This window comes from Cohnella yongneupensis (assembly GCF_042655785.1).
GTDB classification, from domain to species: Bacteria; Bacillota; Bacilli; order Paenibacillales; family Paenibacillaceae; genus Cohnella; species Cohnella yongneupensis.
Map to the genome: position 1 here is coordinate 1 of NZ_JBHSNC010000021.1, position 25,542 is coordinate 25,542.

At 55.0% G+C, this 25,542-nt stretch carries 19 protein-coding genes; 15 read left to right on the forward strand and 4 right to left on the reverse strand.

Going from position 1 to position 25,542, the window contains the following annotated elements:
- The first annotated feature begins 411 nt into the window (after window positions 1-411).
- The 3 genes from ACFPQ4_RS06605 (at window position 412) to ACFPQ4_RS06615 (ending at window position 3,316) form a co-directional block, all read left to right on the forward strand.
- Window positions 412-2,607: a RelA/SpoT family protein gene (locus tag ACFPQ4_RS06605; protein WP_378110992.1), complete on the forward strand. Its 2,196-nt coding sequence runs from the start codon at window positions 412-414 to the stop codon at window positions 2,605-2,607.
- Window positions 2,608-2,622: 15 nt separating this feature from the next.
- Window positions 2,623-3,066 carry a D-aminoacyl-tRNA deacylase gene (gene dtd / locus ACFPQ4_RS06610; RefSeq protein WP_378110993.1) on the forward strand — a complete coding sequence of 148 codons (444 nt, stop codon included), beginning with the start codon at window positions 2,623-2,625 and terminating at the stop codon, window positions 3,064-3,066.
- 67 nt (window positions 3,067-3,133) lie between these two features.
- On the forward strand, window positions 3,134-3,316 hold the full coding sequence (locus tag ACFPQ4_RS06615; protein WP_378110994.1) for a hypothetical protein: 183 nt from the start codon (window positions 3,134-3,136) through the stop codon (window positions 3,314-3,316).
- Window positions 3,317-3,405: 89 nt separating this feature from the next.
- On the opposite strand, the gene ACFPQ4_RS06620 is transcribed toward ACFPQ4_RS06615, so the two are convergent.
- Entirely contained in the window at window positions 3,406-7,806 is a 4,401-nt protein-coding gene (locus tag ACFPQ4_RS06620) for a carbohydrate binding domain-containing protein (protein ID WP_378110995.1), read from the reverse strand.
- Window positions 7,807-7,993: 187 nt separating this feature from the next.
- Window positions 7,994-9,040, reverse strand: a complete 1,047-nt coding sequence (locus tag ACFPQ4_RS06625) for a LacI family DNA-binding transcriptional regulator (protein WP_378110996.1) — start codon at window positions 9,038-9,040, stop codon at window positions 7,994-7,996.
- A gap of 704 nt (window positions 9,041-9,744) precedes the next feature.
- Between ACFPQ4_RS06625 and hisS the strand changes: the two genes are divergently transcribed.
- The 8 genes from hisS to ACFPQ4_RS06665 all read left to right on the forward strand — a co-directional run bounded on the left by hisS (window position 9,745) and on the right by ACFPQ4_RS06665 (window position 18,935).
- Window positions 9,745-11,034 carry a histidine--tRNA ligase gene (gene hisS, locus ACFPQ4_RS06630; RefSeq protein ID WP_378110997.1) on the forward strand — a complete coding sequence of 430 codons (1,290 nt, stop codon included), beginning with the start codon at window positions 9,745-9,747 and terminating at the stop codon, window positions 11,032-11,034.
- The gene (aspS, locus tag ACFPQ4_RS06635) at window positions 11,024-12,865 is read left to right on the forward strand and encodes an aspartate--tRNA ligase (protein WP_378110998.1); all 1,842 of its coding nucleotides are present in this window, start codon (window positions 11,024-11,026) and stop codon (window positions 12,863-12,865) included. Before hisS ends, aspS begins: the two co-directional genes overlap by 11 nt.
- Window positions 12,866-12,882: 17 nt before the next feature.
- On the forward strand, window positions 12,883-13,629 hold the full coding sequence (locus ACFPQ4_RS06640) for a tRNA threonylcarbamoyladenosine dehydratase (RefSeq protein ID WP_378110999.1): 747 nt from the start codon (window positions 12,883-12,885) through the stop codon (window positions 13,627-13,629).
- A gap of 124 nt (window positions 13,630-13,753) precedes the next feature.
- Window positions 13,754-13,978 carry a hypothetical protein gene (locus ACFPQ4_RS06645; protein WP_378111000.1) on the forward strand — a complete coding sequence of 75 codons (225 nt, stop codon included), beginning with the start codon at window positions 13,754-13,756 and terminating at the stop codon, window positions 13,976-13,978.
- A 160-nt stretch (window positions 13,979-14,138) separates the two neighbouring features.
- The gene (locus ACFPQ4_RS06650) at window positions 14,139-14,783 is read left to right on the forward strand and encodes a CotH kinase family protein (RefSeq protein WP_378111001.1); all 645 of its coding nucleotides are present in this window, start codon (window positions 14,139-14,141) and stop codon (window positions 14,781-14,783) included.
- A 101-nt stretch (window positions 14,784-14,884) separates the two neighbouring features.
- A complete protein-coding gene (locus ACFPQ4_RS06655) occupies window positions 14,885-16,192 on the forward strand; it encodes a replication-associated recombination protein A (RefSeq protein WP_378111002.1) in 1,308 nt (435 codons plus the stop codon).
- A gap of 92 nt (window positions 16,193-16,284) precedes the next feature.
- On the forward strand, window positions 16,285-17,364 hold the full coding sequence (locus ACFPQ4_RS06660; RefSeq protein WP_378111003.1) for a GGDEF domain-containing protein: 1,080 nt from the start codon (window positions 16,285-16,287) through the stop codon (window positions 17,362-17,364).
- 233 nt (window positions 17,365-17,597) lie between these two features.
- Entirely contained in the window at window positions 17,598-18,935 is a 1,338-nt protein-coding gene (locus tag ACFPQ4_RS06665) for a hemolysin family protein (RefSeq protein WP_378111004.1), read from the forward strand.
- 212 nt (window positions 18,936-19,147) lie between these two features.
- Here the strand turns inward: ACFPQ4_RS06665 and ACFPQ4_RS06670 are convergent, their stop codons facing one another.
- Window positions 19,148-20,314, reverse strand: coding sequence for an MFS transporter (locus ACFPQ4_RS06670; RefSeq protein WP_378111005.1), 1,167 nt, complete (start codon window positions 20,312-20,314; stop codon window positions 19,148-19,150).
- A gap of 33 nt (window positions 20,315-20,347) precedes the next feature.
- The gene (locus tag ACFPQ4_RS06675) at window positions 20,348-21,670 is read right to left on the reverse strand and encodes a multi antimicrobial extrusion protein MatE (RefSeq protein ID WP_378111006.1); all 1,323 of its coding nucleotides are present in this window, start codon (window positions 21,668-21,670) and stop codon (window positions 20,348-20,350) included.
- 180 nt (window positions 21,671-21,850) lie between these two features.
- On the opposite strand from ACFPQ4_RS06675, the gene ACFPQ4_RS06680 reads away from it, so the two are divergent.
- The 4 genes from ACFPQ4_RS06680 to ACFPQ4_RS06695 all read left to right on the forward strand — a co-directional run bounded on the left by ACFPQ4_RS06680 (window position 21,851) and on the right by ACFPQ4_RS06695 (window position 25,537).
- Window positions 21,851-22,195: a hypothetical protein gene (locus ACFPQ4_RS06680; RefSeq protein ID WP_378111007.1), complete on the forward strand. Its 345-nt coding sequence runs from the start codon at window positions 21,851-21,853 to the stop codon at window positions 22,193-22,195.
- Between the two features lie 27 nt (window positions 22,196-22,222).
- Window positions 22,223-23,302, forward strand: coding sequence for a tetraprenyl-beta-curcumene synthase family protein (locus tag ACFPQ4_RS06685; RefSeq protein WP_378111008.1), 1,080 nt, complete (start codon window positions 22,223-22,225; stop codon window positions 23,300-23,302).
- Window positions 23,303-23,333: 31 nt separating this feature from the next.
- Window positions 23,334-24,302 carry a 6-phosphofructokinase gene (pfkA, locus tag ACFPQ4_RS06690; protein WP_378111009.1) on the forward strand — a complete coding sequence of 323 codons (969 nt, stop codon included), beginning with the start codon at window positions 23,334-23,336 and terminating at the stop codon, window positions 24,300-24,302.
- A gap of 287 nt (window positions 24,303-24,589) precedes the next feature.
- Entirely contained in the window at window positions 24,590-25,537 is a 948-nt protein-coding gene (locus ACFPQ4_RS06695) for a sugar-binding transcriptional regulator (RefSeq protein ID WP_378111106.1), read from the forward strand.
- The last annotated feature ends 5 nt before the right edge of the window (window positions 25,538-25,542 follow it).

The window sequence follows — 25,542 nt, forward strand, 5'->3', positions numbered from 1 at the left end:
AACCTAAATCGATAATGAATAAAACAGGGCAGTCCCTAAGTCAATGACTTTTGGGACAGCCTCTTTGTTGTTTCCAAGGAAGCTGAAGGATGGCTCTAGGCTCTAGGCACATTTTCCGACCGTCGTGTATAAGGTATTAAATCACGCAACAAGCATCGAGAGCTGACGCTAATGACCGCGTCATTCATGAACACCGATCTCGCGAGGCACACCAGTTCCTTCTTTCTAGCAAGAGTTGGTATGCATTGTTTCCATTCCGAAACTTGCACATGCATTTGTCGAATGAAGGCGAAACCCAAGACTTTCGACCGAATGGACGTGGTTGACGTTTCGGAGCGTTAAGAGGCATAATGGAAGGAATAACTTCAGGGGACACTTCCGGCGCCGGGCGCCGGCGGAAAGGAACTCGGCATGGGCATGGAGCAGTTGCTCGAAAAAGCATCGACATATATGAAGGAGCAGGACTTGCTCAGAGTGCAAGACGCGTACGAATACGCGGACGAAGCACACCGCGGTCAATTGCGCAAATCCGGAGAGCCTTATATTTTGCATCCCGTTGCGGTTGCCGAAATTTGCATGGGCATGCAGATGGATGTCGTTACGGTGATGGCGGCGCTATTGCACGATGTCGTCGAAGACACGAACGTGACTGTCGACGACTTGCGCGATCGGTTCGGCGATGCGATCGCCGGGCTTGTCGACGGCGTGACGAAGCTGGAGCGCATCCAGTTCCGATCGAAGGAAGAGCAACAGAACGAGAACTATCGCAAAATGTTCGTCGCCATGGCGAACGATATTCGCGTTATTCTGATCAAGCTGGCCGACCGCCTTCACAATATGCGCACGCTCAAGTTCCAATCGGAAGAGAGCCAGCGGCGAATCGCCCACGAGACGCTCGAAATTTATTGCCCGATCGCCCACCGGCTCGGGATTAGCGCGATCAAATGGGAGATGGAAGATATCGCGCTCCGGTTTTTGAACCCGCAGCAATATTACCGGATCGCCCATCTGATGAAGAAGAAGCGTACCGAGCGGGAGCAATACATTACGGAGCTGATCGACCGCATACGCGAAAAGCTGGACGAGATGGGTATTCAAGGCGACATCTCCGGACGGCCAAAACATATTTATAGCATTTTCCGCAAAATGACGACGCGCAACAAGCAGTTTAACGAAATATACGATCTGCTCGCGATCCGTATTTTGGTAGATAACGTTAAGGATTGTTACGCTACGCTTGGCATAATCCATACGCTATGGAAGCCGATGCCGGGGCGATTCAAGGATTATATCGCCATGCCGAAGGCGAACATGTACCAATCGCTCCATACGACGATCGTCGGTCCGACCGGCGAACCGACCGAGGTTCAGATCCGCACTTGGGAGATGCACCGCACGAGCGAGATCGGGATCGCCGCGCATTGGGCATACAAGGACGGCAACAATTCGGGCGTCGCGCAAGGCAGCTTCGGCGACAAAATGAATTGGATCCGCGAAATTATCGAGCTCCAGCAAGAAACGCGGGATGCGGCGGAGTTCATGGAATCGCTTAAGATGGATTTCTTCACCGACCTCGTATTCGTCTTTACGCCTAAAGGGGAAGTATTCGAGCTGTCGGCCGGTTCGGTGCCGCTTGATTTCGCGTTCCGCGTTCATACGGAAGTCGGCAACCGGACGATCGGGGCGAAGGTGAACGGGAGAATCGTCCCGCTCGACCATAAGCTCAAGACGGGCGATATCGTCGAAATTCTCACGTCCAAGCATTCGTACGGTCCAAGCCAAGATTGGCTGAAGATCGCGCAGTCTTCCCATGCGCGGAGCAAAATCCGCCAATGGTTCAAGAAAGAGAAGCGCGAGGAAAGCGTGGAAAAAGGCCGCGAGTCGCTCGAACGCGAGCTGAAGCGGCAAGGGCTCGATCCAACGGAGTGGATGACGGAAGAGAAGCTCCAGGAAGCGGCCAAAAAATTCACGTTCAACGATACCGAGGATATGATGTCCGCGATCGGCTTCGGCGGCATTACGGCGGCGCAAGTGTGCACGAAGCTGACCGAGAAGCTGCGCAAGGAAGCCGAAGAAGCGAAGCAAATTCAGCTGACAACGGAAGTACAAGAGATGAAGACGCCAGCGGCGCAGACGGCGGAACGCCGTCGTCCGACGAACGGCGTCAGCGTGAAGGGCGTAGACAATTTACTCGTCCGGTTCGCGCGCTGCTGCAACCCGGTGCCAGGTGATGACATTATCGGATATATTACGCGCGGACGCGGCGTATCCGTTCACCGGACGGATTGCCCGAACATTCCTACGGGAGAAGAGGGCGAAGAAACGGCGCGCGTCATCGAGGTCGATTGGGAAGACGCGGTCGAGTCCAATTACAGCGTAGAGATCGAAATTCTCGGTCACGATCGCCGCGGACTGCTTAACGAGGTGCTGCTCGCGGTGTCCGAGAGCAAGACGAACATCGCCGCGGTATCCGGTCGTTCCGACAAGAACAAGATGGCGATCATGCACATGACCATACTCATCCGCAACAAAGACCACCTGCAAGCCGTCGTGGATAAGATCAAGCGGGTGAAAGATATTTTCTCGGTGCAACGGATGATGCAATAGCTTGGAGGGTTTCGTTTGAAAGTAGTCGTACAAAGAGTTTCCGAGGCGAGCGTTACCGTCGAAGGAAACGTGATAGGCAAAATCGGTCAAGGACTCATGCTGCTCGTCGGCGTCGGACACGAGGACGGGGAGCAAGACGTCGTCTGGATGGCGGACAAGCTGGCGGGCTTGCGAATTTTCGAGGACGATGAGGAAAAGATGAACTTGTCGGTAGAGGACGTTCGAGGCGCGATTCTATCGGTGTCCCAATTCACGTTATACGGCGATTGCCGCAAAGGCAAACGGCCGAACTTCATGGCCGCGGCTCGTCCCGAGCAAGCGGAGGCGCTGTACGAGCAGTTCAACGCACGTTTGAGAGCGAAGGACCTTACGGTCGAGACCGGGAAGTTCGGCGCCATGATGGACGTAGCGCTCGTGAACGACGGACCCGTGACACTAATCATAGACAGCCGCAATTAACCGTTTTGGTTGAATAAGCCGCTTACTGGCGATACTACATGTCGACACCTCTACGGGAGATGATGGCATGCGGCAATCGAGTAAGGAAACGAAGCTGGAATGGTTCATGCGGGAAGGCTTGATGCCTGAGCGCCGCGAGGCGATGGTATTCCGAACCGGAAACGAGGAATTCGCGGGCGAGCTTGGCGCTTCGGGCCCGACGGCGGGCGCAGCGAACGGAAGGCGGCATCCTCCGGGCGGCCGGGGTTAACCGGACTTGAATATTAAAAAATCCCTATCGATTCGCAGACGTTGAACGACTGCGTAAACGATAGGGATTTTTTTGACATTGTACGTTCGTTACGTGGCTTTCTCGGTCAACGAAACGTTATCAATCCAGATGCTGTGCGGCGTGAAGCTTTCTCCGGGTACGTTGTTGCTGCCGAGCAGGAAGTTCAGCTTCGCGTTCTGGTCCGTATCGCCGGTCACCGTGAATTCGACCGTGTACGTCTGCGTAGCGCCGGTCAAGGCGATCGGATGAGCCGCAAGATGAGCGGTGCCTCCGCCGCTTCGTCCGACTTCGACGCTTACCGGTTTGTCGAACGACGAGCTGGCGTCGAAGCTCAATACGTACGTCTTGCCGGATTCCAGCTTCAAATGGTCTTGATACACCTGAGTGGACCATGGGAACCAACCGTCGTAAGCGGAGAATCGAACCTTGAGCTTCTGTCCGTCAACCGAGATCGCGGCATTAGAACCGTCGCCCGTATACGTGCTCCAGCTTTGCGTATCGGTATCGAAAGTTCCGTTCAGTACCGCATGACCTTCCGGCGGAACTAACGGAGGAAGCTGCACCTCGACCAAGCTGACGTTATCGAAGGAAACCGTATGCGCGTCGCCGATCGGATCGCCTACTTTGCCAAGCAGGAAGTTAATATGGGCTCCCGCATCCGTGGCCGAAGTCGAAGTGAACGTATAGCTGAACGTTTGAGGCGTGGTCGTCAACGACAGCGTACGAGTGGCTAAATAAGGCGTATAAGGCTCGCCTGCATGCTCGACGACGACTTGAATGTTGCGGCTCAAGCTGGCGCTCGCGTCGAAGGTGAGGCGATAGCTTTTGTTCTGCTCGATCGTGATGCCCTTGTAATCCGCTTGCACGTTCCAGAAATCGCCGCCGCTTCCGCTTAGCTCCGCGACCATATGTCCGTCGGCGCCGTACACAGAACCGGTAACGCCACCGCCATAGAAGCTGGTCCACCCCGCGATATCCGAGCCGAATTGCCCGTTCGCGACGAGGTTGCTAAGCTCCACCGATGCCTTAGGCTCGAAGACGATGTTGTCGATGTAGACGTCGTGTGCGCCTAGCGTTGGATCTCCTGCAAGCTTGCCTAGCAAAAACTTCAGGGCGACGGTCTCGCTGCCCCCTTTGGTGAATTCGAAAGCATACCGTTGCTTGGTCGTCGTCAGATCGACGGTCTGGTCGAAGGAGCGGTTAAACGACGCGTTCTCCAAGACGGCTTCAAGCTTACGGTTCGTCGTGGCGTAGGCGTCGAACGCGACGACGTATCGGACGCCCGCGGAAGCACTAAGATTACCTTGGTTCAGCATGATGCTCCAAGGATTCGGACCGACCGCGCCGATGGATAGCTTCGCGGCAGAGTCGTCAGCGGAAGCCGTTACCGTGCCCCCGTCTAATCCGAACGTCTCCCATACGGCAAGGCCGCGATCGAATTGTCCGTTCTGAAGCGGGAATTTCGCGACGCTTGGATCGAGATAGATGCTCGTGCGAACGAGCTTAATATTGTCTAGCTTCACGCTGCCTGTCGCGCCGCCGGCCAGTATGGCAAGCTGTGCGTCTTCGGTCGTCGCCCCGGCGTAAGTAAAGGAGAAGGTTTGCGGGCTTTCCGAGGTTGAAAGGTGTAACGTACCGGATGAGTAAATATCGTCCCCGTTATTGCTGCGCAGTTGAACGGCGAGATCGCGCGCCGCGCTTGCGCTAGCGTCAAGAGTTAAGCGGTATTGCTGTCCGTTGATCAGGCTGAGCCCGCGTTGCACGACTTGCACTTGATCGGCAGAAGTCCCGCCGTTAGTTACGTTCAAGCGCAGCTTGCGCTCGGATGGATCGACGGTCGCCGAAGCTTGCGCGGATCCGGATGTGCCGATGTGCCAGTAGGAGAGGCGGGTAGGTTCGCCTTGGTCGAACGTACCGTTATAAATGTGATTGCCTTCGACGCCGAACGGGACTTTCTTGACGTCATGATCGAACGCGATCGTATCGATCTCCACGAGCTTTACGTTGCCGATCCAGACGGGATGGCTGTTCGTGCCCATATTGAATTCGATGCGCGCGGCAACGTCCGAGTCTTGCTTCATCTGGAACGACATTTCGTAGGATTGCAGATCACCGGTCAGAGGTACCGCAAGCGCCGGCGAGTACGCGGCGAAGCCTCTGGATGCGCCGCCGGTCAGCTTCACGTTCATATCCCTTGACGTATCCGTCTTCGCGTCGAACGTCAGCTTGTAATTGCGGCCTTTGGCCAAAGAGACGATCGCTTGCGGTTGTATCGAATAAGGATTGCCTCCTGCGTTCGAAATACTGACCTTGGCAAAGTTCTTGCCGCCGATCGTTTCGATCGCTACGCTTGCGGCGTCCGCGCCGGGCTCTTTAAAGAGGCTCCAGTGCGCCGTGCCGCCGATGCCCATTCCCGCGTCGCCATCGACGTTCTGCGTGAAGTCCGCGTTATAGACGAGGTCGTTGTCCGGCGCTTGCGGCAAATTAGAGCCCGGAAGGTAGTTTTCTTTCGCCAACGTCGGAGGGATCGGCGCGGCGTATGGTCGACCCGTCAACTCGTAGACGCGAACATAATCGATTTGCATCTGTTGCGGGAACACGGTATCTTCGGTCGGGTTTCCGTCGAAGTTGCCGCCGACGGCCACGTTCATGAGCAGATGGAACTGCTGGTCGAACGGGGCAGGATACGCATTGTTAGCCGGTTGGTCGGCGCTCTTGCTGTACCAGTCGTTCTGCGTGGCATACAAATGTCCATCGACGTACCATCGAATTTCGTTCGGCTCCCACTCGAGCGAATACGTGTGGAATTGATCGATCGTACCGTTATCCATCTTATATTCCTTGCCGGTATACGTATTGCCGGGCCATTGTTGCCCGTAGTGGAGCGTTCCGGCGATCGTGTCGGGCCGGCTGCCCCAGGTTTCCATAATGTCGATTTCTCCTGAAGCCGCCCATGTCCCGTAAGCGTAATTTTCGGGCAGCATCCAGATCGCGGGCCAATAGCCTTTGCCGACCGGCGTTTTGGCGCGAATTTCGTATTTGCCGTACGTTTTGCTGAACAGGCCTTTCGTTTTGATACGCGCCGACGTGTAATCGTAACCTTCGTAACTTTCTTTTCGCGCCGTAATAACCAGGTTGCCGTTCTCTTCTTTGACGTTTTCCGGGCGATCCGTATAGTATTCGAGCTCGTTGTTGCCCCAGCCCGGATTGCCGACGGATTGTCCGTTCGTCAGATCGTACGTCCATTTGGTAGGATCGATCGTCCCGTCGTTGAACTCGTCGTTCCAGACGAGCGTCCAAGGGTCGGAAGTGCCGCCGGACCCGTTAGATCCGGTTGACGAACCGCCGCCGGGGCTTGTTCCCGTAGAAAGGAGCGGAGCGCCGTTCAACAAGACGCCTGCAGCTTGATTGTCCACATGCTCGATTGTGCCGTCGCCTTCGATCTTAGAGGATCCGCCGTCCGAAGCTACGATCAAATGCTTAACGACGGCGCCCGGGGCAAGGACAACGTGCGTCAATCCGTCGATGATCAGCCGATCCACGGTACCGCTAATGACGACGCGTACGGTTCCGTTCGCTTTATCCACGTGGAGTACGCCGAGCGTCGAGCCGTCGATCGTCACGCTATGCTCGCCGCCGCCTTGAACGAACGTCGTTCCCGATACTTTAACATGATCCAATCGGGCGTTTCCTTCGCCAAGTCCGGGAGTCAAATACAGATTGCCTTCGACGGTCGTATCTTTGAGAATGGCATCGGTATGGTTCACGACGACGTTGCCGTGTACCGTGCCGGCGGATACCGTCTTCGCTTCGTTCACGAACAGCGCGGTCATCCGGTCAAGCAATACGGCAAGCTCCGCGCGAGTAATCGTCTTGCCCGGTTTGAACGAGCCGTCCGCGTAGCCTTTGGCAAAGCCCGCGCTCGTAAGCGAACGGATCGCGGCTTGCGAGGCGGCGTCAAGCCCTTGAATGTCGTTGTACGAACCGGAGCTGTCTCCGGCGGCAGACGCCAAATGATAGATAACGGACAGTGCCACCGCGACTTCCGCGCGGCTAAGCGGCTCGTTCGGCTTGGCCTCGTTGTTCGGGCCGAGTTTCAAGTAACCGGCGGAGACCGCCTTAGCGATTTCTTTATAAGCCCATGAGCTTTCCGAGAGATCGCTGATCGCGAGGGACGTCTGCTGAGGTTGCGGATAACCGAATAAACGGTTGACGATGGTTGCGAACTCCGCTCGCGTAACCGGTCTGTCGGGTTTGACCGAGCCGTCCGAATAACCGGAAATAAGGCCGTAATCTTTAAGTTTGCCGATCGATTGCGCTGCCCAATGCGTCGTGGTCATGTCTTTGAAAATAGCGGTCGCTCCTTGCGATGCGGAGGCGGCTAACGCTCCGTTACAAACCAGAGTCAGGCTAAGGATGAACGTGCCAAAGGTCAACATGCTTTTTTTGAAAAGGCGTTGTCCATGCATATCGCTAATTCGTCCTCTCTTTGTTCGACTTGTTATTGCGTCGTTTGCGGTTCCTCCGGCCGCGGTTTTAGTCGATTCATGTAAGCGCTTACCGTGAGTGTAAAAAAATAATGTCCTACGTGGGACATTTTTGATTATAGAACGAGATTTTTTAATAATCAACCCTTTTTTAGCAAGCGCATACTAACTATCTTCGATCGTCGGAACGGGCAAACGTCGAGGCTCTTTCGACGAGTTCGGCTTGAAATACGGCAGGGGAAAAAGAAACCGATCGCTCACTCGGATTTTCTAGCCGGTCGATTAATCGCTCGGTCATATCGATCGCCATCTCGATCCGGGGAACGCGCATCGTCGTTAGCGGGGGATGCATGTATTCGGAGATGAGCAGGTCGTCGAAGCCGATAAGGGACATTTGTTCCGGCACGCTTATGCCTTGACGGATTAACGCCTTCAAAGCGCCATAAGCCATGAGGTCGTTAGAGCAGAAGAGGGCTTCCGGTAGACGGTCGTCCGCGAGCCATCGGTCGATCGCTTCCGCCCCGCTTTGCTCTACGAAATGACCGTGGTGAATATGGTGAGGAGAAACGCGCAAGCCGCGATCCTCGACGGCTTTGACGAATCCTGCAAGACGTACCGGCGCGCAAGGGATGTTCATGTCGCCCGTGACGATGCCAAGCCGCGTATGGCCGAGATCGAGTAAGTGCGTCGCGGCTTTGTAGGCGCTCGTCCAATCGTCCAACCGAGGAATTGGCACCAGCCCATCGAGCGGATCCGCGTTGTTCTGATCGAAGACGGCGATCGGGAATCCGGCTTTCGTCGCTTTATCTACGATCGCCTCGACGTTGCACCAGCTGATGATTACGCCGGCGTCGACCGTTTTTTGCTTAAAGAGGCTAAGCAATTGATCCGGATCCGTAACGTCCATGATCGATACGAGCGTATTATAAGCTCTTGTGTTGCAATAGCTAATAATGCCGCCGATAACTGCCCCGTAGTACAAATCGTCCGTGTACAGTTTATATTGCTTGGCGTCTTGGACAATAAAGATCGCGACTGTGGTCGGTTTGCTCGACGACAGCTTGCGGGCGACCGCGCTAGGCTCGTAGTGATGCTCTTCCATGACGCGTCTGATTTTCTCTTGCGTCTCTGGTTTGACGTTCGTCGCGTTATTGAGAACCCGTTGCACGGTTTTCCGCGATACGCCCGCCAAGCGCGAAATATCGAAAATATTCATTGAGAGCCGTCCTATCCGCCGATCGCGTATGTTATGATTCGATCCGTTAACCTAGCCATAGTCTATCGAAACGAATATTTGGGGTCAATACGCATCGAATGTATGCTTTTTGTAATATAACTGTAATCTTTTATTCACGTGTGCTTAACCTAAATGGATTACTCTATAGACGACCCCCTTTTTTCAATATATTTAACATTGAACCTGCCGAAGCTTTCGGTAGGTTATTTTCTTTCCGCGGGACGTACGTCGCCTTGACAGTCACCTTGCAACCGTCTACAATAAATAACAATTGTAAACCTGCCACAAATTCGATGACAGGGCAAAGTAGTCCGGACCCAGGTCCCCAGAGAGGAAAGCCCTTCCTGCCAACCGACCGCGGCGATCGCCGTTAGGAGAAGTTGCAGATTGGCTGCAAGCTTTCCGGCAATGAACGGACGAAAGACCCCCTTGAGAACCCGATGCGAACGGCTTTTCCGCTCGAAAGAGCGATGAGCCCACTAGCGTTACGGCGTACCCGGGCGTTAACCGGATGAAGCGCAAGCCGAACTTTGCTCGTACCCGAACGGGGACGGGTCATAAGTCAGCTTGAATGGCGGGTGGCACCGCGGGAGCATGCAACTACAGGCTCTCGTCCCCGACGATCCGAAGATCGTCGTGGGGCGGGGGCTTTTTTGATTGTCTAGAGAAGGAGTGGATTAGACATGGGGTATCAGAAGCCGCCAGGCACGCAGGATATATTGCCGGGTAAGAGCGCCTTATGGCAGCACGTAGAAAATAAAGCCCGCGATCTAGGACGGCGCTATCGTTACCAGGAAATTCGCACGCCGATTTTCGAAGCGACGGATCTGTTCAATCGCGGCGTCGGCGAGACGACCGACATCGTCGAGAAGGAAATGTACACGTTCATGGACCGCGGAGATCGCAGCATGACGCTGCGGCCGGAAGGCACGGCGGGCACCGTTCGCGCCTACGTGGAGAACAAGCTGTACGGAGAGCCGGATATTTCCAAGCTATACTACATCGGTCCGATGTTCCGCTATGAGCGGGCGCAAGCGGGCAGATACCGTCAGTTCCACCAATTCGGCATCGAGGCGATCGGATCGACGGATCCGGCGCTTGACGCGGAAGTTATCGCGCTCGGCTATGCCTTTTACTCCGAGCTGGGCCTGACCGGCGTCACGGTCGATCTGAACTCGGTAGGCACGCCGGCCGTTCGCGATGCGTTCCGCGAGAAGCTGCTAGCTTTCCTGTTGCCGATGAAGGACAGCCTGTGCAAAGACTGTCAGTCGCGCATGGAGCGCAATCCGCTTCGCGTGCTCGATTGCAAAGTCGACCAGGCGAAATTCGAAGGCGCGCCGTCTATTTTGGACAGCTTGGATGAAGAATGCGAAAATCATTTTTCGCGGGTAAAGGCGATCCTGGACGAGATGGAAGTACCCTACCAGATTAATCCTCGCCTCGTTCGCGGACTCGACTACTACACGCACACCGCCTTCGAATATAAAGCGCAAGGCATCGGAGCGATAGATACGATCGGCGGCGGAGGACGGTATAACGGACTCGTGTCGCAAATCGGCGGCGAAGACCAACCGGGCGTAGGCTTGGGTCTTGGTTTGGAACGCACGATTTTGCTGCTCGAGAGCCAAGGAGTAAATCCGGAGCTCGGCGGCGATCTCGACGTCTATCTCGTCGCGCTCGGCGAGCGCGCGGAGCAAGCGACGCCGGGTATTCTGCACCGGTTGCGCAGCGCGGGCATTATCGCGGAACGCGATTATATGGGGCGCAAGACGAAGGCGCAGTTCAAGGCGGCAGACCGCCAACGCGCGAAGTTCTCAGCCGTGCTCGGCGACGACGAGCTCGAACGCGGAGAAATCGCTTTGAAGCATATGGCATCGGGCGAACAACGGGCGGTCCCGCTCAGCGGGCTGGCCGAAGCGATACAAACATACCTTCCTACAGAGGAAAAGGGGACGATCAACAATGATGCTTAAAAATATCGACTGCGGAAAATTGACTAAGGCCAACGTGGGCCAACCCGTCGTACTAAACGGTTGGGTGCAAGGATGGCGCGATTTCGGGGGCATTCTATTCATCGATCTTCGCGACCGTACCGGAATCGTGCAAGTCGTATTCAACCCTGCGTTTTCCGGCCAGGCGCTTGAAATCGGAAGCCGCGCCCGCAACGAATACGTGCTCGCCGTCAAAGGCGTAGTCGTGGATCGCGATCCCGAGACGTTCAACGCGAACCTCGCGACGGGCGAAATCGAAGTGCAAGTTCACGAAGTCGAAATCATCAACGCCGCCAAGACGCCTCCGTTCCCGATCGAGGACGGCGTCGAAGTCGACGAATCGCTTCGTCTGAAATATCGTTATCTAGACCTGCGGCGCCCGGAAATGCAGAAGACGTTGAAGCTGCGCTCGAAAGCGACAAAGGTGTTCCGCGATTATCTCGACGAGAACGACTTCATCGACGTGGAAACGCCGATCCTGACGAAGAGCACGCCGGAAGGCGCGCGCGATTACCTGGTTCCGAGCCGCGTACATCCGGGAGAGTTTTTCGCGCTTCCGCAATCGCCGCAGCTGTTCAAGCAGTTGCTTATGGTCGGTGGTCTCGAGCGTTACTATCAAGTCGCCCGCTGCTTCCGCGACGAAGACCTTCGCGCGGACCGTCAACCGGAATTCACCCAAGTGGACATCGAGACTTCGTTCTTGTCGCAGGATCAATTGCTCGGCATGATGGAGACCCTCATGGCCAAGCTATTCCGCGAGACGCTGGACGTCGAAATTCCTACGCCTTTCCAACGTCTGACTTACCATGACGCGATTCATAAATACGGCTCCGACAAGCCGGATCTCCGCTTCGGCCTCGAGATCGAAGACGTTACCGATATCGTTAAGGGCAGCGAAGTGAAGGTGTTCGCTTCCGTAGCGGCATCCGGCGGCGTCGTCAAAGCGCTCAACGCCAAAGGCTGCGCGAGCTGGAGCCGCAAAGAGCTCGACGACCTGCAACCGTTCGCCGCTCGTTACGGCGGCAAAGGCATCGCGTGGATCACGGTCAAAGACGGCGAATGGCGCGGTCCGATCGTTAAATTTTTCACCGAGGAAGAGAAAGCCGCGCTTACCGAGCGCCTGAACGTCGAAGAAGGCGACTTGCTCACGTTCTCCGCAGACAAGCTGAAGACGGCCGCGGACGTCATGGGCAACTTGCGCCTGAAAGTCGGCCGCGAACTCGGCTTGATCGACAACAAAGCGTACCGCTTCCTGTGGGTCGTCGACTTCCCGTTGCTCGGCTGGGACGAGGAAGGCAAGCGTTGGGTCGCGGAACACCATCCGTTCACCCGTCCGCACGACGAGGACCTGGCTCTGTTCGACACCGATCCGGGCGCGATCCGCGCGCAAGCTTACGACATCGTGCTTAACGGCTACGAAGTCGGCGGCGGTTCGATGCGGATTTACCGTCGCGACGTGCAAGAGAAGATGTTCACGGCGCTTGGCTTCTCGATGGAAGAAGCAAAAGAAAAATTCGGCTTCTTCCTCGACGCGTTCGACTACGGCACGCCTCCGCACGGCGGCATCGCGTTCGGTCTTGACCGTCTGGTCATGCTGTTGGCCGGCCGCACGAACCTGCGCGAGACGATCGCGTTCCCTAAGACCGCGAGCGCGACCGACCTGCTGTGCGACGCTCCGTCGCCGGTAACGGATCGCCAGCTGGACGATCTGCACGTGCGTTTGTCGGCTAAGGCAATCGCGGCGCAGACGAAAGCCGCCGCGCCTGGCGAAGCTGCGGAAGCGGAAGCTTCGGCAGTTCCAAGCCAAGGCTAATCGAAGGAGCGATTCCGATGCTGCATCAATTTTCACGGACGGAGCTTGCGATCGGACCCGAAGGTCTGGCGAAGCTGAAAGGCAGCACCGTCGCCGTACTAGGCATCGGCGGCGTAGGGGGTATCGCGGCGGAAGCGCTCGCGCGCTCCGGCGTCGGCCGGATCATCTTGATCGACAAGGACGTCGTGGATATCACAAACATCAATAGACAGATTCACGCGCTGACGACGACCGTCGGACAGCCGAAAGCGGATCTGATGAGAGACCGGATCAAGCTGATCAATCCGGAGTGCGACGCGATCGCGCTTCGGATGTTTTACACCGAAGAGACGTACGAGGAGCTGTTTAAGTATCCTCTCGACTACGTGGTGGACGCGTCCGATACGATTTCCTACAAGATCCATCTCATCAAGCAATGTCTAGAACGCGGCATTCCGATCATTTCGAGCATGGGCGCCGCGAACAAGATGGATCCGACGCGGTTTCAAGTCGCCGACATTTCCAAGACATCGATGGACCCGATCGCGAAGGTCATCCGCAAAAAGCTGCGGCAAGAAGGCATCAAGCGCGGCGTAAAGGTCGTATTCTCGACCGAGATCCCTATGAAGCCGCGCGAAGACGTCACGCAGCGGATCGTGCCGGAGAACGCGCCGGAAATCCGCAAAGCGCAGCAACCGCCGTCGAGCAACGCGTTCGTGCCGCCCGTGGCAGGATTGATTATGGTAAGCGTAGTCGTCAAGGATCTAGTCGGATTCGGAGAATAGTTGCTGCTTTGGTGGGGAGTTCGTTCGGATAGGTAAATTCGCGATTTGGCCTATGCTGGTGTCCCTATCGGCAAACGCTTTGGCTTCATAGACTGTAGCATCATCTATGAGGAGGCGTTGCTAAGTGGGAACGTACAGGCATAAACATCAGTGCGACTGCCATAAGAAAAAACATCACCATAAGCGCAAAAGAACGAGTCCTGCTAACACATCCGACGGCACGGGAACTCAGCATGAGGAAAATGTCAGCACTCCGAACGCTGTGGCGCCTTCGGGTTTCTGGGGTCCGCTCTGGGGAGACGATTTCCCGAAGGTCGGTCGTTCCGAAGGGATCGGCGGTTGGCTTTAACTTGCATAGCAAAGGTTGATAGCAAGCTCCGGGCGACCGGGGCTTGCTATTTTGTTTGACCGGGCGTGCCACTGGTTATACGCCGTTTCCGCGAACGTCGGGGCGACATACGTTGATTCCGACGAAACAGTAAGGGCTGCGGCGGAAAGGCGGAGTCGGCTTGACTGTACCGGTCATGGAGCTGCGAATGAGCGAGTCCGCGATCGCGGCGTTGGAGAGAAACTTATGGAGCGAGCGCTATGTCGACGCGAGCCTACGCGAAGGCGAGCGCTCCGTACAGGTTAAAGTGCGATACCGTGGTGGACATACAAGGAATTACCCTAAGCGATCGTACGAAATCTCCGAGAACGGCAGACATACCCACTTCAATGCGGAATACGACGATCCTTCAATGATCAGGAACGCGCTTTCTTTCGCTTTTTTCAATAAGATCGGCGTACCTTCTCCCACGACGAGGCACGTGAGGCTCGTCGTTAACGGCCTTCCGGCAGGGTTGTATTTGGCAATCGAAGGCGTCGGGCAGCCTTTCTTCCGTAGACGCGGCCTTGGCGCGGCCTCTTTGTTCTATGCGGTGAGCAACAACTCGGATTTCGGCTTGTACGTGCCGGGAACCGGCGAGCGCAAGCAGTCGCTGCTATCCGGTTATGAGCATCGGTTCGGCGGAGCCTCGGAAAAAGCAAGACTGACGGCTTTCATCCGCGCCATACATGAGCCGAAGGCCAAGAGGGCGATCGCGCGCTTGACGGCCCGACTCGACTTAGTAGTCGCATTCGAACCTACATCCGCGAGCGCAGATCGGCGGTAGTCGCGGCTCTAGCCCGATTGTGAGGGAACGCCCGTTCCTGTTTGTCTTTCTGTAACCGCCCCGATCTGCTATGATAAGAACAGCAGAAAGGCGGGAATACGATGGATTTATTCAGCTACCGGGCGGACTCGGAGCCGCGGGCGAGGTTGCTCGCGGACAGAATGCGTCCGGAGTCGCTTGAGGAATATATAGGCCAGGAGCATTTGATCGGTCCAGGGAAGCTGCTTCGCAGGGCGATCGAAGGGGATGTCGTTTCCTCGATTTTGCTCTTCGGCCCTCCGGGTTGCGGCAAGACTACGCTAGCGCACATCATATCGAAGCAGACGAAGGGCGACTTCGTGAGGCTTAACGCGGTAGACGCTTCGGTCAAGGACGTTCGCGAAGTGATCGAACAGGCGGAGCAGAACAAAAGCTTGTACGGGCGCAAAACGATACTGTTCCTGGACGAGGTGCACCGCTTTAACAGCGCGCGCCAAGACGCGTTATTGCCGGCGGTCGAAAGGGGCACCATTATTTTCATCGGCGCGACGACCGAAAATCCGTTCCATTCGGTGAACGGAGCCCTGCTGTCCCGATCGACGTTGTTCCGGTTAGAGCCGTTGACGAAAGTCCACGCGATGGCCGCGATGCGTCGCGCGATCGCGGACGAGGTTAAAGGGCTCGGCTTCATGAAGCTGACCATCGACGAGGAAGCGCTGGAGCATATCGCCGCGATGGCCAGCGGCGACATTCGCCGCGCGCTGACCGCGCTCGAGCTTGCGGCGGTCACGACGCCGTCGCAGCTCGACGGCACGGTTCGCGTTACGCTCGACGTCGCGGAAGAGTCCATTCGCCAGCCGAGCGTGCAGGCGGACGAATCGACGCAGTACGACGTGCTGTCGGCGTTTCATAAGAGCGTCCGAGGCTCCAGCGACGCGGCGTTGTTCTGGTTTTTGTACGCGGTCGAGAAGCTCGGCATGGATCCTATGGTGTTCCTGCGCCGGTTGACGGTGGCGTGCAGCGAAGATATCGGTCTGGCCAATCCGCAAGCCATGGTGCAGGCGGTCAGCGCGATGGAGGCGTACCATCGCATCGGCTGGCCGGAAGCCAAGTACATCGTCTCGCAAGCGATATTATTCGCGGTGGAGAGCCCGAAATCCAACGCGGTCGCGGTTGCGATCGGCAACATTATGTCGACGTTCGACGAGGTGAAAACGGCCGAAGTGCCGCTCCATCTGCGGGACGGTCACTACAGCGGAGCCAAAAAGCTCGGACATGTCGGCTATTTGTACCCTCACGATTATCCGGGTCACTACGTCGCCCAGAATTACTTGCCGGACAAGCTGGCTGGACGCACGTTCTACGAAGCGACCGAGCAAGGCACGGAGGACAAAATCCGCTTGAACCAAATGAAGCGCAAACGCACCTAACAATAGGAAAAACCTAGCATTTTCGTACGATCTTCGTGTAAAATGACAGTAGTCGATCCATTCCGACAAAGCGTAGCGATGGAGGCATGACCATGCTTCGAGGCACCGATCGGCGATTGTCGATGATCTATATTTGCTCTATCGGATTGATCGTTATTATTTGCGTCTCTAACTCTTATTTAACGATCTTCATCTCGTTGCTGGCCATCTTGGCGAACGGATTCCTGTTCCGCACGACGCGCAGGGCATTGCGTTCAACGATCGAGAGCGAACGCCGGTATAGAAGACTGATCGATAGTTCCCCGGATGCGATAGCGGTCCACCAGGGCGGCATAATCGTGTTCGCGAATCCGGCTTGCTTAGGTCTTATGGGGATCGAGCATACCTCGCAGTTGATTGGTCAACCCGTCATGAAGTTCGTTCCGCCGCATCTTGCCGAAGTCGTTGCCAAGCGGGCGAAGAGCGCGATTAAGGAAACCGAAGTCGGCACGATGGACGAGCAGTTCGTGCGGCCCGACGGTTCTGTCATAGACGTGGAGGTAACGGCGATCGGCATTCCTTATAATGGCCGACCGGCCGTGCTTATCATTTGCCGGGACATCGGCTTGCGCAAGGAAGCCGAGAGGAAGATGACGGAAGCGAACGCGCTGCTTGAGAAGCTATCGAGGCTCGACGGATTGACCAGCATTTCGAATCGACGCGCTTTCGACGAGCAAATACTCATAAGTTGGAATGCGGCGAGCGTAGATAACGGACATTTATCGTTAGTGCTGCTGGACGTCGACAGCTTTAAAGACTATAACGATCACTATGGCCATCAAGCCGGAGATGCATGTCTTCAGACGATCGCGAAGCTCGTGGAAGGCGTAGCGAACGAAGCGGGCGGAACCGCCTACCGATACGGAGGAGAAGAGTTCGCCGTCTTGCTTCCCGGATACGATCGCAACGCCGGCAAATCCGTCGCGGACCGGATCCGTAAGGCGGTCGAGGAATGCGGAATCCCGCATGAAGGCGCCGCGGAAGGCGCGATCGTAACAATAAGCGTCGGCGTGGGGACGAGGCAACAAAGTTCCGATGCCAGCTTGGAGCAATGGGTGCAAGCGACCGACCAAGCGCTCTATCTAGCGAAGAAGCAAGGTCGCAATTCGACTATAGAAGCACCCTTGTACTAGAATCGTTCGCAGGTTATACGAGTAAAATCGTTGGAATCGAGGATTTCCCGCCTTAAGGTCCGAAAAATCGGCATAGGAGGCAGGCAGGAGCGAATAGAGATGGGTACTACGGCAAATTGCTGTGGCATCCGGCGTTTGACGGTCCGCTGTAAACCGTCTAAGCTATAGTAAAGCATTAATGTACATTAAAGGAGGTGTACCTATCCTCTCTCGAATGCGGGGATAGGGATTATTTGGACGGTGACCCCTTTCCGCTAAGCGTGAACTTGGTCTTGATTGCTTTTCTCGTATTTTTGAACGGCTTCTTCGTGGCCGCGGAATTCGCGATGGTAAAAGTACGCGGCACTAGAATCGAATCGTTGGTTCAAGAAGGCCATTCGCGCGCCAAACGCGCGTCGCAGCTCATGGACCATCTGGACGCCTATTTATCGGCATGCCAATTGGGAATTACGTTAGCTTCCTTGGCACTCGGTTGGATCGGCGAGCCCGCCATTGCGAGAATGCTCGAACCGCTTTTCGTATCGCTTAATGTGAGCGAAAAGTTTATTCACCCGTTAGCGTTCTTAATCGGATTCTCGTTCATTACGTTGCTGCATATCGTGCTCGGCGAATTGATGCCGAAGACGGTAGCGATCCGCAAAGCCGAGATGGTTACGTTGTGGGTGGCGGCTCCGCTAATGTTTTTCCGTAAGCTGATGACACCATTTATTTGGTTATTGAACGGTACAGCCGGCATCTTGTTGCGACCGTTCGGCATTAATACGGCCGAAGAGTCCAACTCCGCGCATACGGAGGAAGAGATCCGCATCCTCGTCAAAGAAAGCCACAAGAGCGGTTTGATCGACAATACGGAGCTTACGCTCGTGGGCAACATCTTCGATTTCGCGGAGACGAACGCCCGGGAGATTATGATTCCGCGTCTCGAGATGATGTGCTTGTATGTCAATCTTCCTTTCGAGGAAAACAAAAAAATCGCCTTGCGCGAAATGCATACCCGGTACCCGGTGTGCGATAAAGACAAAGATAATATCATCGGTTTCGTTCATATTAAAGACCTTCTGAAAGCGACCGACGCCATTCACGATATTCGCGAGATCATGCGTCCGATGACGACCGTTCCCGAAAGCATGCCGATCAGCGCGCTGCTGAAGCTAATGCAGAAACGGAAGTCGCAAATCGCCATTTTGATCGACGAATACGGCGGCACCGCCGGGCTCGTAACGCTGGAAGACATCATGGAAGAAATCGTAGGCGAAATCCAAGACGAATTCGATGAAGAACGTCCCGATGTCGAGAAGCGCGACGAAAGCACTTATTCCATTAACGGCATGATGCTGATCGAAGAAGTGAACAGCTTTTTCGGCCTCGATATACCGACGGACGATTACGATACGATCGGCGGCTGGATCTATTCCCAGATCGAGAGCCCTCCGAAGAAAAACCAATACGTCGAATCGGAAGAAGGTCTCCGGTTCACGATCGAAGAGACAGATCATCTGCGCATTTCCCGCGTCAGCGTAACTAGAATGGACGAAGCGGTATGGGAGCTTCAAACAGCCGAAACCGGCTGAAGGGATTAGTAGGGCCTCATAACTAACAATAAAAACGGGTTGGCGCGGTGTTTCCGCTCCAACCCGTTTTTGCGTGGTGGTATATTGTGCGTTATTGTAGTCGGACAGTTAAAAAGGGTATATCGGAATATTCTTCGGAGATTAACTTCACTTTGTGGGGTGAAGCCGCAGCGGAAGAAGATATATACCCGGCACAAAGTTTAAATCGACGATTACGAAACGGATGACTTCCGATAATGCATCAGCAAAAACCCAGCCGCACCTAAGAAAGCAAACAACGCGCCCAACTTGAACGCCGACGAGAAGCCGATCGCATCGATCAACCAACCGCCGAGCGTGCCGGCGGCTACCCCCGCCAAGCCGCTCCAGACGACCGCGAAGATGGCTTGCCCGGAGGAACGGAATTCGTCCGGAATAATGATCTGCAAATACCGCAACGAGGTAATGTAGAAGATGGCGAAGGTGACGCTATGCATCGTCTGTAGCGCAACCATCATCCACGGTTCGTTAGCAAGACTGAGCAGGCTTAATCGAACGACGTACATGGCGCTTGCAATGGCGAGCAGCGGCAGCTCGCGGAACCGATGACCGAATTTCGCCAGCAAGAAGAACATCGGGATTTCGCTAACGGACGAAGCAAGCGACGCGAGGCCGATGACGGAGTCGTCGGCGCCGTGCTCCCGCATGTCCAACGCCAAGAAGCCTTCATTGATCCGATGCGCGATTGAAACCAACATGATCATGACGAAGAACGCGATCGTCTCCCGCTGTTTGAAAATATTGACGAGGCCGCCGAATTCGAATTTGCGCAGCGAAGCTTGGTAATTCCCGACGAGCAAGGAAAAGACGAGCGACACGACAACGACGGCAATTCCGATGACGATCGTCTGATCCGAGCCGTAATGCTTCAAAATATATCCGAATAGTACAGCGCATACGGCGTAACCGAGCGAGCCGAACATCCGGATGGAAGGGAAGCTCCGGTTCATTCGTTGCGCGGCAAGTAGGCTGATGCTGTCCATCATCGCGTTCATCGGCGTCTGGCAAAAGTAGAAGAACGCCATGATGCCCGCCATGATGCCGAATTCTTTTTGCGGGAGCAGCAATGCGAGTCCTAATATTTGACCCATAAACAGGATGCTCAAAATTCTTCGCAGGTTTTGCGTTCGATCGCTTACGATGCCGACGACGATGTTGGAGACGATCGACAGCATTGGACCGATCGAGTAGATGGCGCCGATTTCGAATTTCGAGAAGCCCAGACTATCGAAGTAGAGCGGGAAATAAGAAATCAAGAGTACCATGAACGCGTAGTTCGTGAATTGCATCCCGCGAAGAATGAACAGCTGGCTTTTTTCATTAAACGGTTGATTTTCCATTGCTTAATAATCCCCTATACGATGAACTTCGATTTACTTGGCCGCCCGGTGATTGCGCCGGAACAACCAAGCAAGAAATACCAATTCTACGGCAACGCCGCCGGACTGTGCCATCGAGCCGAGCGCGCCGTTCCAATCGGGCAACGCGAACGCTAACGCAACGATAGTAGCGACCGTCGTAATCGCGTTGGCGAGCTGTGAGCCGAACATGAGCTTAGTTTCCCCGTGCGCCATGACGATACCGTTAAGCGTATCGAGCCATGGGAAGACGAACACGAGCGGCAGGAAGCCGCGAAGCGCGTGAATGCTGGCCCGAAGCAATTCGTCTTTGACTCCGAGAACATGCGAGAACATCCAAGAGCCAATGGGCGTAAAGCACATGATCGACATCGTTATTGTTGGGATAAAGCCGAGCATAAGCGTGAACTTGCGTACGAGAAGCGGATGAGTCTTGACGAAGAGCAGGGCAATCTGATGAAAATAAGTGAAGAAGCCAAGCATGAGGTTCATCAAGCTTCCCGCGACCGCGAACGAAGCGATCGTAAGCGAGCTTTTCTCGGTCGTGCCCAGCAAAGCGTTCAAGATCGGGCTTACCCAGACAACGATGAGCGCGGAGTAGAGCAACGGATTATAGAAGGTCAATACTTGTTTAGGCTGCGTTACTTCGCATTGCTCGTCCTTTTCGGGCATCTCCTTAAGCAATCGGCGCGCTTCCATCCAGCTGATCGTCGCTTCGATGATCATCCCGAACAAGAAGATGGTTGCGCCTTGCAAAGCGCTATGTACGCCGACGTGAAGAAAGTATTGCGATAGCGCGAACATGCCGGATAACCGGAACACCATGCCGATCGTGAGCCAGCGCGTCCGCATTTTATAAATAATGATGCCTTGATACAAGCAACGCAATCCGGAGAACACGGACAAAAACATGAGCGCATGGTACGTGTCGATCGCTTCGCGTTCAACGACCGGATCGGCGCCGAAAGCGCCTCCGAATATCCAATGGCCCAACGGAGTGTAGGCGACGGCCGCGCCGAACAATAGTCCGACGCCGAATACGTACGCGGCGACGCGCGCGACCGCCCGGAACGAAAGACGGTCTCGAACGAGCGCGGAACACGTCTGTCGAAGCAGAACCGCCGGGCGTTCGGATACCGTCAGCAAGCTCATCCCGAGCGCATACCCGGCGATGATCGTCTCTTGGGCGCTGGAGTGGGAGCGGGCGAGCGTGCCGTTAATGATGACGTGGGACAGGTTGATTAACAATACGGAAACGCCCATCGGGATGAAAAACAGGAAAAGCCGCCTCAGCGAGACCGGCTCGTTAGCGGGATTCATCGTTTTGGAAGGATTCATCAATACACGCTCCGCGGACATGAAATGACTGACAAAGACGACAATATTGCTTGTATTATATCAGATTTCCACTTATAACGCGGTTGAATAACGGAAGGTTTGTGCTGGATTTCGTTGTCGCGAAATGATAAATTAGAAAATGATATGTTTTCAAAGGTTCCAGATAGGTGAATGATGCGCATGCAGGCGGAAGAGAGAACTTGGCTGGATAGCCAATTCGCGTTTAACGAACGGCTTGGGATTCGCGTGCCCCGTCTTATGGAGGATTGGGACTCTCTGGAGCTAGGGCGCCAGATGGCCATACTCGCGCAATGGGAACACATTCGCGGCAACATTCCCGATCATGTGAAGCGTTTCGAAGAACAAATTAAGATCAAGCAGTCGATGTTATACGAGGAAGAAGATTTTGCCGCGTCGTGTGTGCTGAACAGCGACATCGCGGAACTGGCAAGTCGAATTAACGATTTGCATATTTGGTTCCGAACGCAGCAAGATCTAGATCGCGAAAGCAAACGGCATGGCTGATCGAGCAAGCGGAGGGTATCGACCGGAATGGACGGTAAAGAGCTATTGTCGGGCCGAACGCCCAAGGGACCGTTCACGCTGATGACGAGAGTGTATAAGTACGTGTTGCCGGAAGTAAGAGCGGAGCTTGCGCGTTGGCGACGAGTGGCGGAAGCGATTCCCGATCCCGAGCTTCGCAAGCAAGCTATCGATAGTATGACGACGAAGCAATTCCATTGCGAGGGCGGCGGCGTATATGCCGCGGCTAACTTGGAGCAGCGTCATGTGCTTATTCCGCTAATCGTCGCTTTACAGACGATCAGCGATTATTTGGACAATTTGTGCGACAGAAGCACGTCGCTCGATGCGGAAGATTTTAGGTTGTTGCATCAGAGCATGCTCGATGCGGTTACTCAGGGAGCGGCGCAACGTAACTACTATGCGCTTCGAACGGAGCAAGACGACGGAGGGTACTTGTCCGCGCTAGTCGCGCAGTGCCAAGCGTCGATCGCGCAATTGCCGGCTTATTCGCATGTCGAACATCATGTGCGCGAGCTTGTGCAGCTATATGGAGATCTGCAGGTATACAAGCATATCGCCTGCGATAAGCGCGAACCCGCGCTTCAATCGTGGTGGGCGGCTTATGCCGATCGCTATCCCGAGCTCATGTGGAACGAGTTCGCGGCGGCCACGGGATCTACGCTAGGCGTGTTCATGCTCTTCTTGTCCGCTAGCGACGCGTCGCTGGACGCTCGTCAAGCGAAGCGGATCCGCGATAATTATTTTCCGTCGATATGCGGCTTACATATCCTGCTCGATTACTTGATCGATCAGGCGGAAGACGAGCTTGGCGGCGATCTGAATTTCTGCAGCTATTACGCCGATAAGGGCGTGATGGGCGACAGGTTGGCTAATATGGTGCAATCGGCGAGAAGGTCTGCCGACGACTTGCCATTCAGCAAATTCCATCGCATGATCGTCGAAGGTCTCGTCGCGGTGTATTTGTCGGATCCGAAGGTGAAGGGGCAGCATCACGTCAAGGTGACCGCAAGGCGCCTCATGAAAGGAAGTCCTTGGACGCGCGTGTTTTTCTGGCTGAACAGCCATTGGATAAGAAAGGCCCTTTGAGGGCTTGGACACTATTTAGGAGGAATCGGAAATGAGTGCAGTGAAAAAAATTGCCGTTTTGACGAGCGGCGGAGATTCTCAAGGGATGAATGCGGCCGTTCGCGCCGTCGTGCGTAGCGGATTATACCGCGGATTGGAAGTATTCGGTATTCAACGGGGTTATCAAGGACTGTTGAATCAAGATTTGCGTCCGATGGATTTGCGCAGCGTAGGCGACATTATTCAGCGCGGAGGCACGATTCTGCAGACGGCACGCTGCAAAGAGTTCATGACGCCGGAAGGCCAGCAACGCGGAGCGGACGTGCTGCGCGAGCACGACATAGACGGACTGGTCGTCATCGGCGGCGACGGCTCCTACCAAGGCGCGAACAAGCTGAGCAAGCTCGGCATCAAAACGATGGGCTTGCCGGGCACGATCGATAACGATATTCCGTTCACCGATTTCACGATTGGCTTCGATACGGCGGTCAGCATCGTAGTGGATGCGATCAATAAGCTTCGCGACACGATGACGTCGCACGAGCGTTCATCCGTCGTAGAAGTAATGGGGCGCCATTGCGGCGATATCGCGCTTTACGCCGGTCTTGCGAGCGGCGCGGAAGCGATTCTCGTGCCGGAAGTTCCGTTCGACGTGAAGGAAATTTCGCTGCGCATGAAGGATAACTTCCTCAAAGGCAAACGCCACGGCATCGTCGTCGTCGCCGAAGGCGTCGGTTCCGGAGAAGACATCGCCCGCGGCATTACGGAATTCAGCGGCATCGAGCCTCGCGTTACGGTGCTCGGCCATATTCAGCGCGGCGGCTCGCCTACGCATAACGACCGCATCCTAGCTAGCCAGCTCGCCGATTACGCGGTGCAAAAGCTGCAAGAAGGCGATTCCGGCAAAGCGATCGGCATCATTAAAGGCGAATTCGTCGCCACGGATATCGATAAAGTCGTCTCCACGAAGAAATCATTCAATATCGATCTTTACAACTTGGCTATGCGCCTTGCGCAATAAGCATTGGATAATAACAGAACCGTCGGGTAATCACCCGGCGGTTCTCTGCGTCGTAGGAGCGAAACGGGGTTTCTCGTGGAATAGAATGGAAGGCGTAAGGGTATATTGGAAATGCGCTAAAATCCGTGCGAGGAAAGCTGACACTCCTTAGCGAGCGTCGGCTTTTTATGCGTAATTTTACCTAGCGGAAAGGCATTAAATGGGCTATAATAGGCGCAGTAGAACATAATTTCATCCAGGGTGAACATAATTTCAAAATTCTGCCCTATGAAAGCGTGTGACAATTGTTGGAATCCGACAAAATCAAAAAAGTAATCGAGGCCGCCAAGCTGTATTATCAGCTTGACTACAGTCAGAGCGAGATCGCGGAAATGCTCGGCGTATCGAGGCCGACCGTCTCCCGGCTGTTGCAGCAGGCGAAGTCGGAAGGCATCGTGAACATCGAGATCCACGACCCGACCAAAGACATCGAGCAGCTGCGCAAGAAGCTGAAGGAGAAGTTTCAGCTCGAACAGGTCATCATCGCATTTACTCCTACTTATGACGAAGTCATCGTGAAGAAATATATCGGCCAAGCCGCCGCCGATTACATCATGAACCTGGCGAAGGACGGCGACACGATCGGAGCTTCCTGGGGCTCGACGATGTATCAAGTGGCCCTCCATCTGCAGTCGAAGTCGCTTAAAAATTCGCTCGTCGTGCAGCTTAACGGAGGCGTTAGCGATGCGGATATCTCGATTTCCCCTTCCGAGATCGTCCATTTATTCGGCAAAGCGTTCGGGGTTGTTCCTTATTTCATGTATTTGCCTGCGATCGTGGATCAGACCCTCGTGAAACAAGCCATGATGACGGATCGGCACATCCGCCGCGTCATGGACATGGGGAAGAACGCGAACATCGCGGTATTTACGGCGGGAGCGCCTACTCCGGATTCGGTGCTAATCAATTCGAACTATCTGCGTCCGGATGAGCTTGAGATCGTTATGACGCGGGCGGTCGGCGATATTTGCTCCCGTTATTACGATCAAGACGGCGAAATTTGTTTGCCGGGCCTCAACGAAAGGACCGTCGGGATCGAATTGGCGGAACTTCGGCATAAGGAGCACGCGATACTGGTCGCGGGCGGAGCATCGAAAGTGAACGCGATCTACGGAGCATTGAAAGGAAGATACGGCAACACGCTTGTCACCGATCAAATTACGGCCAAAGCGTTGCTCGATAAATCAAAGAGATAGAGGAT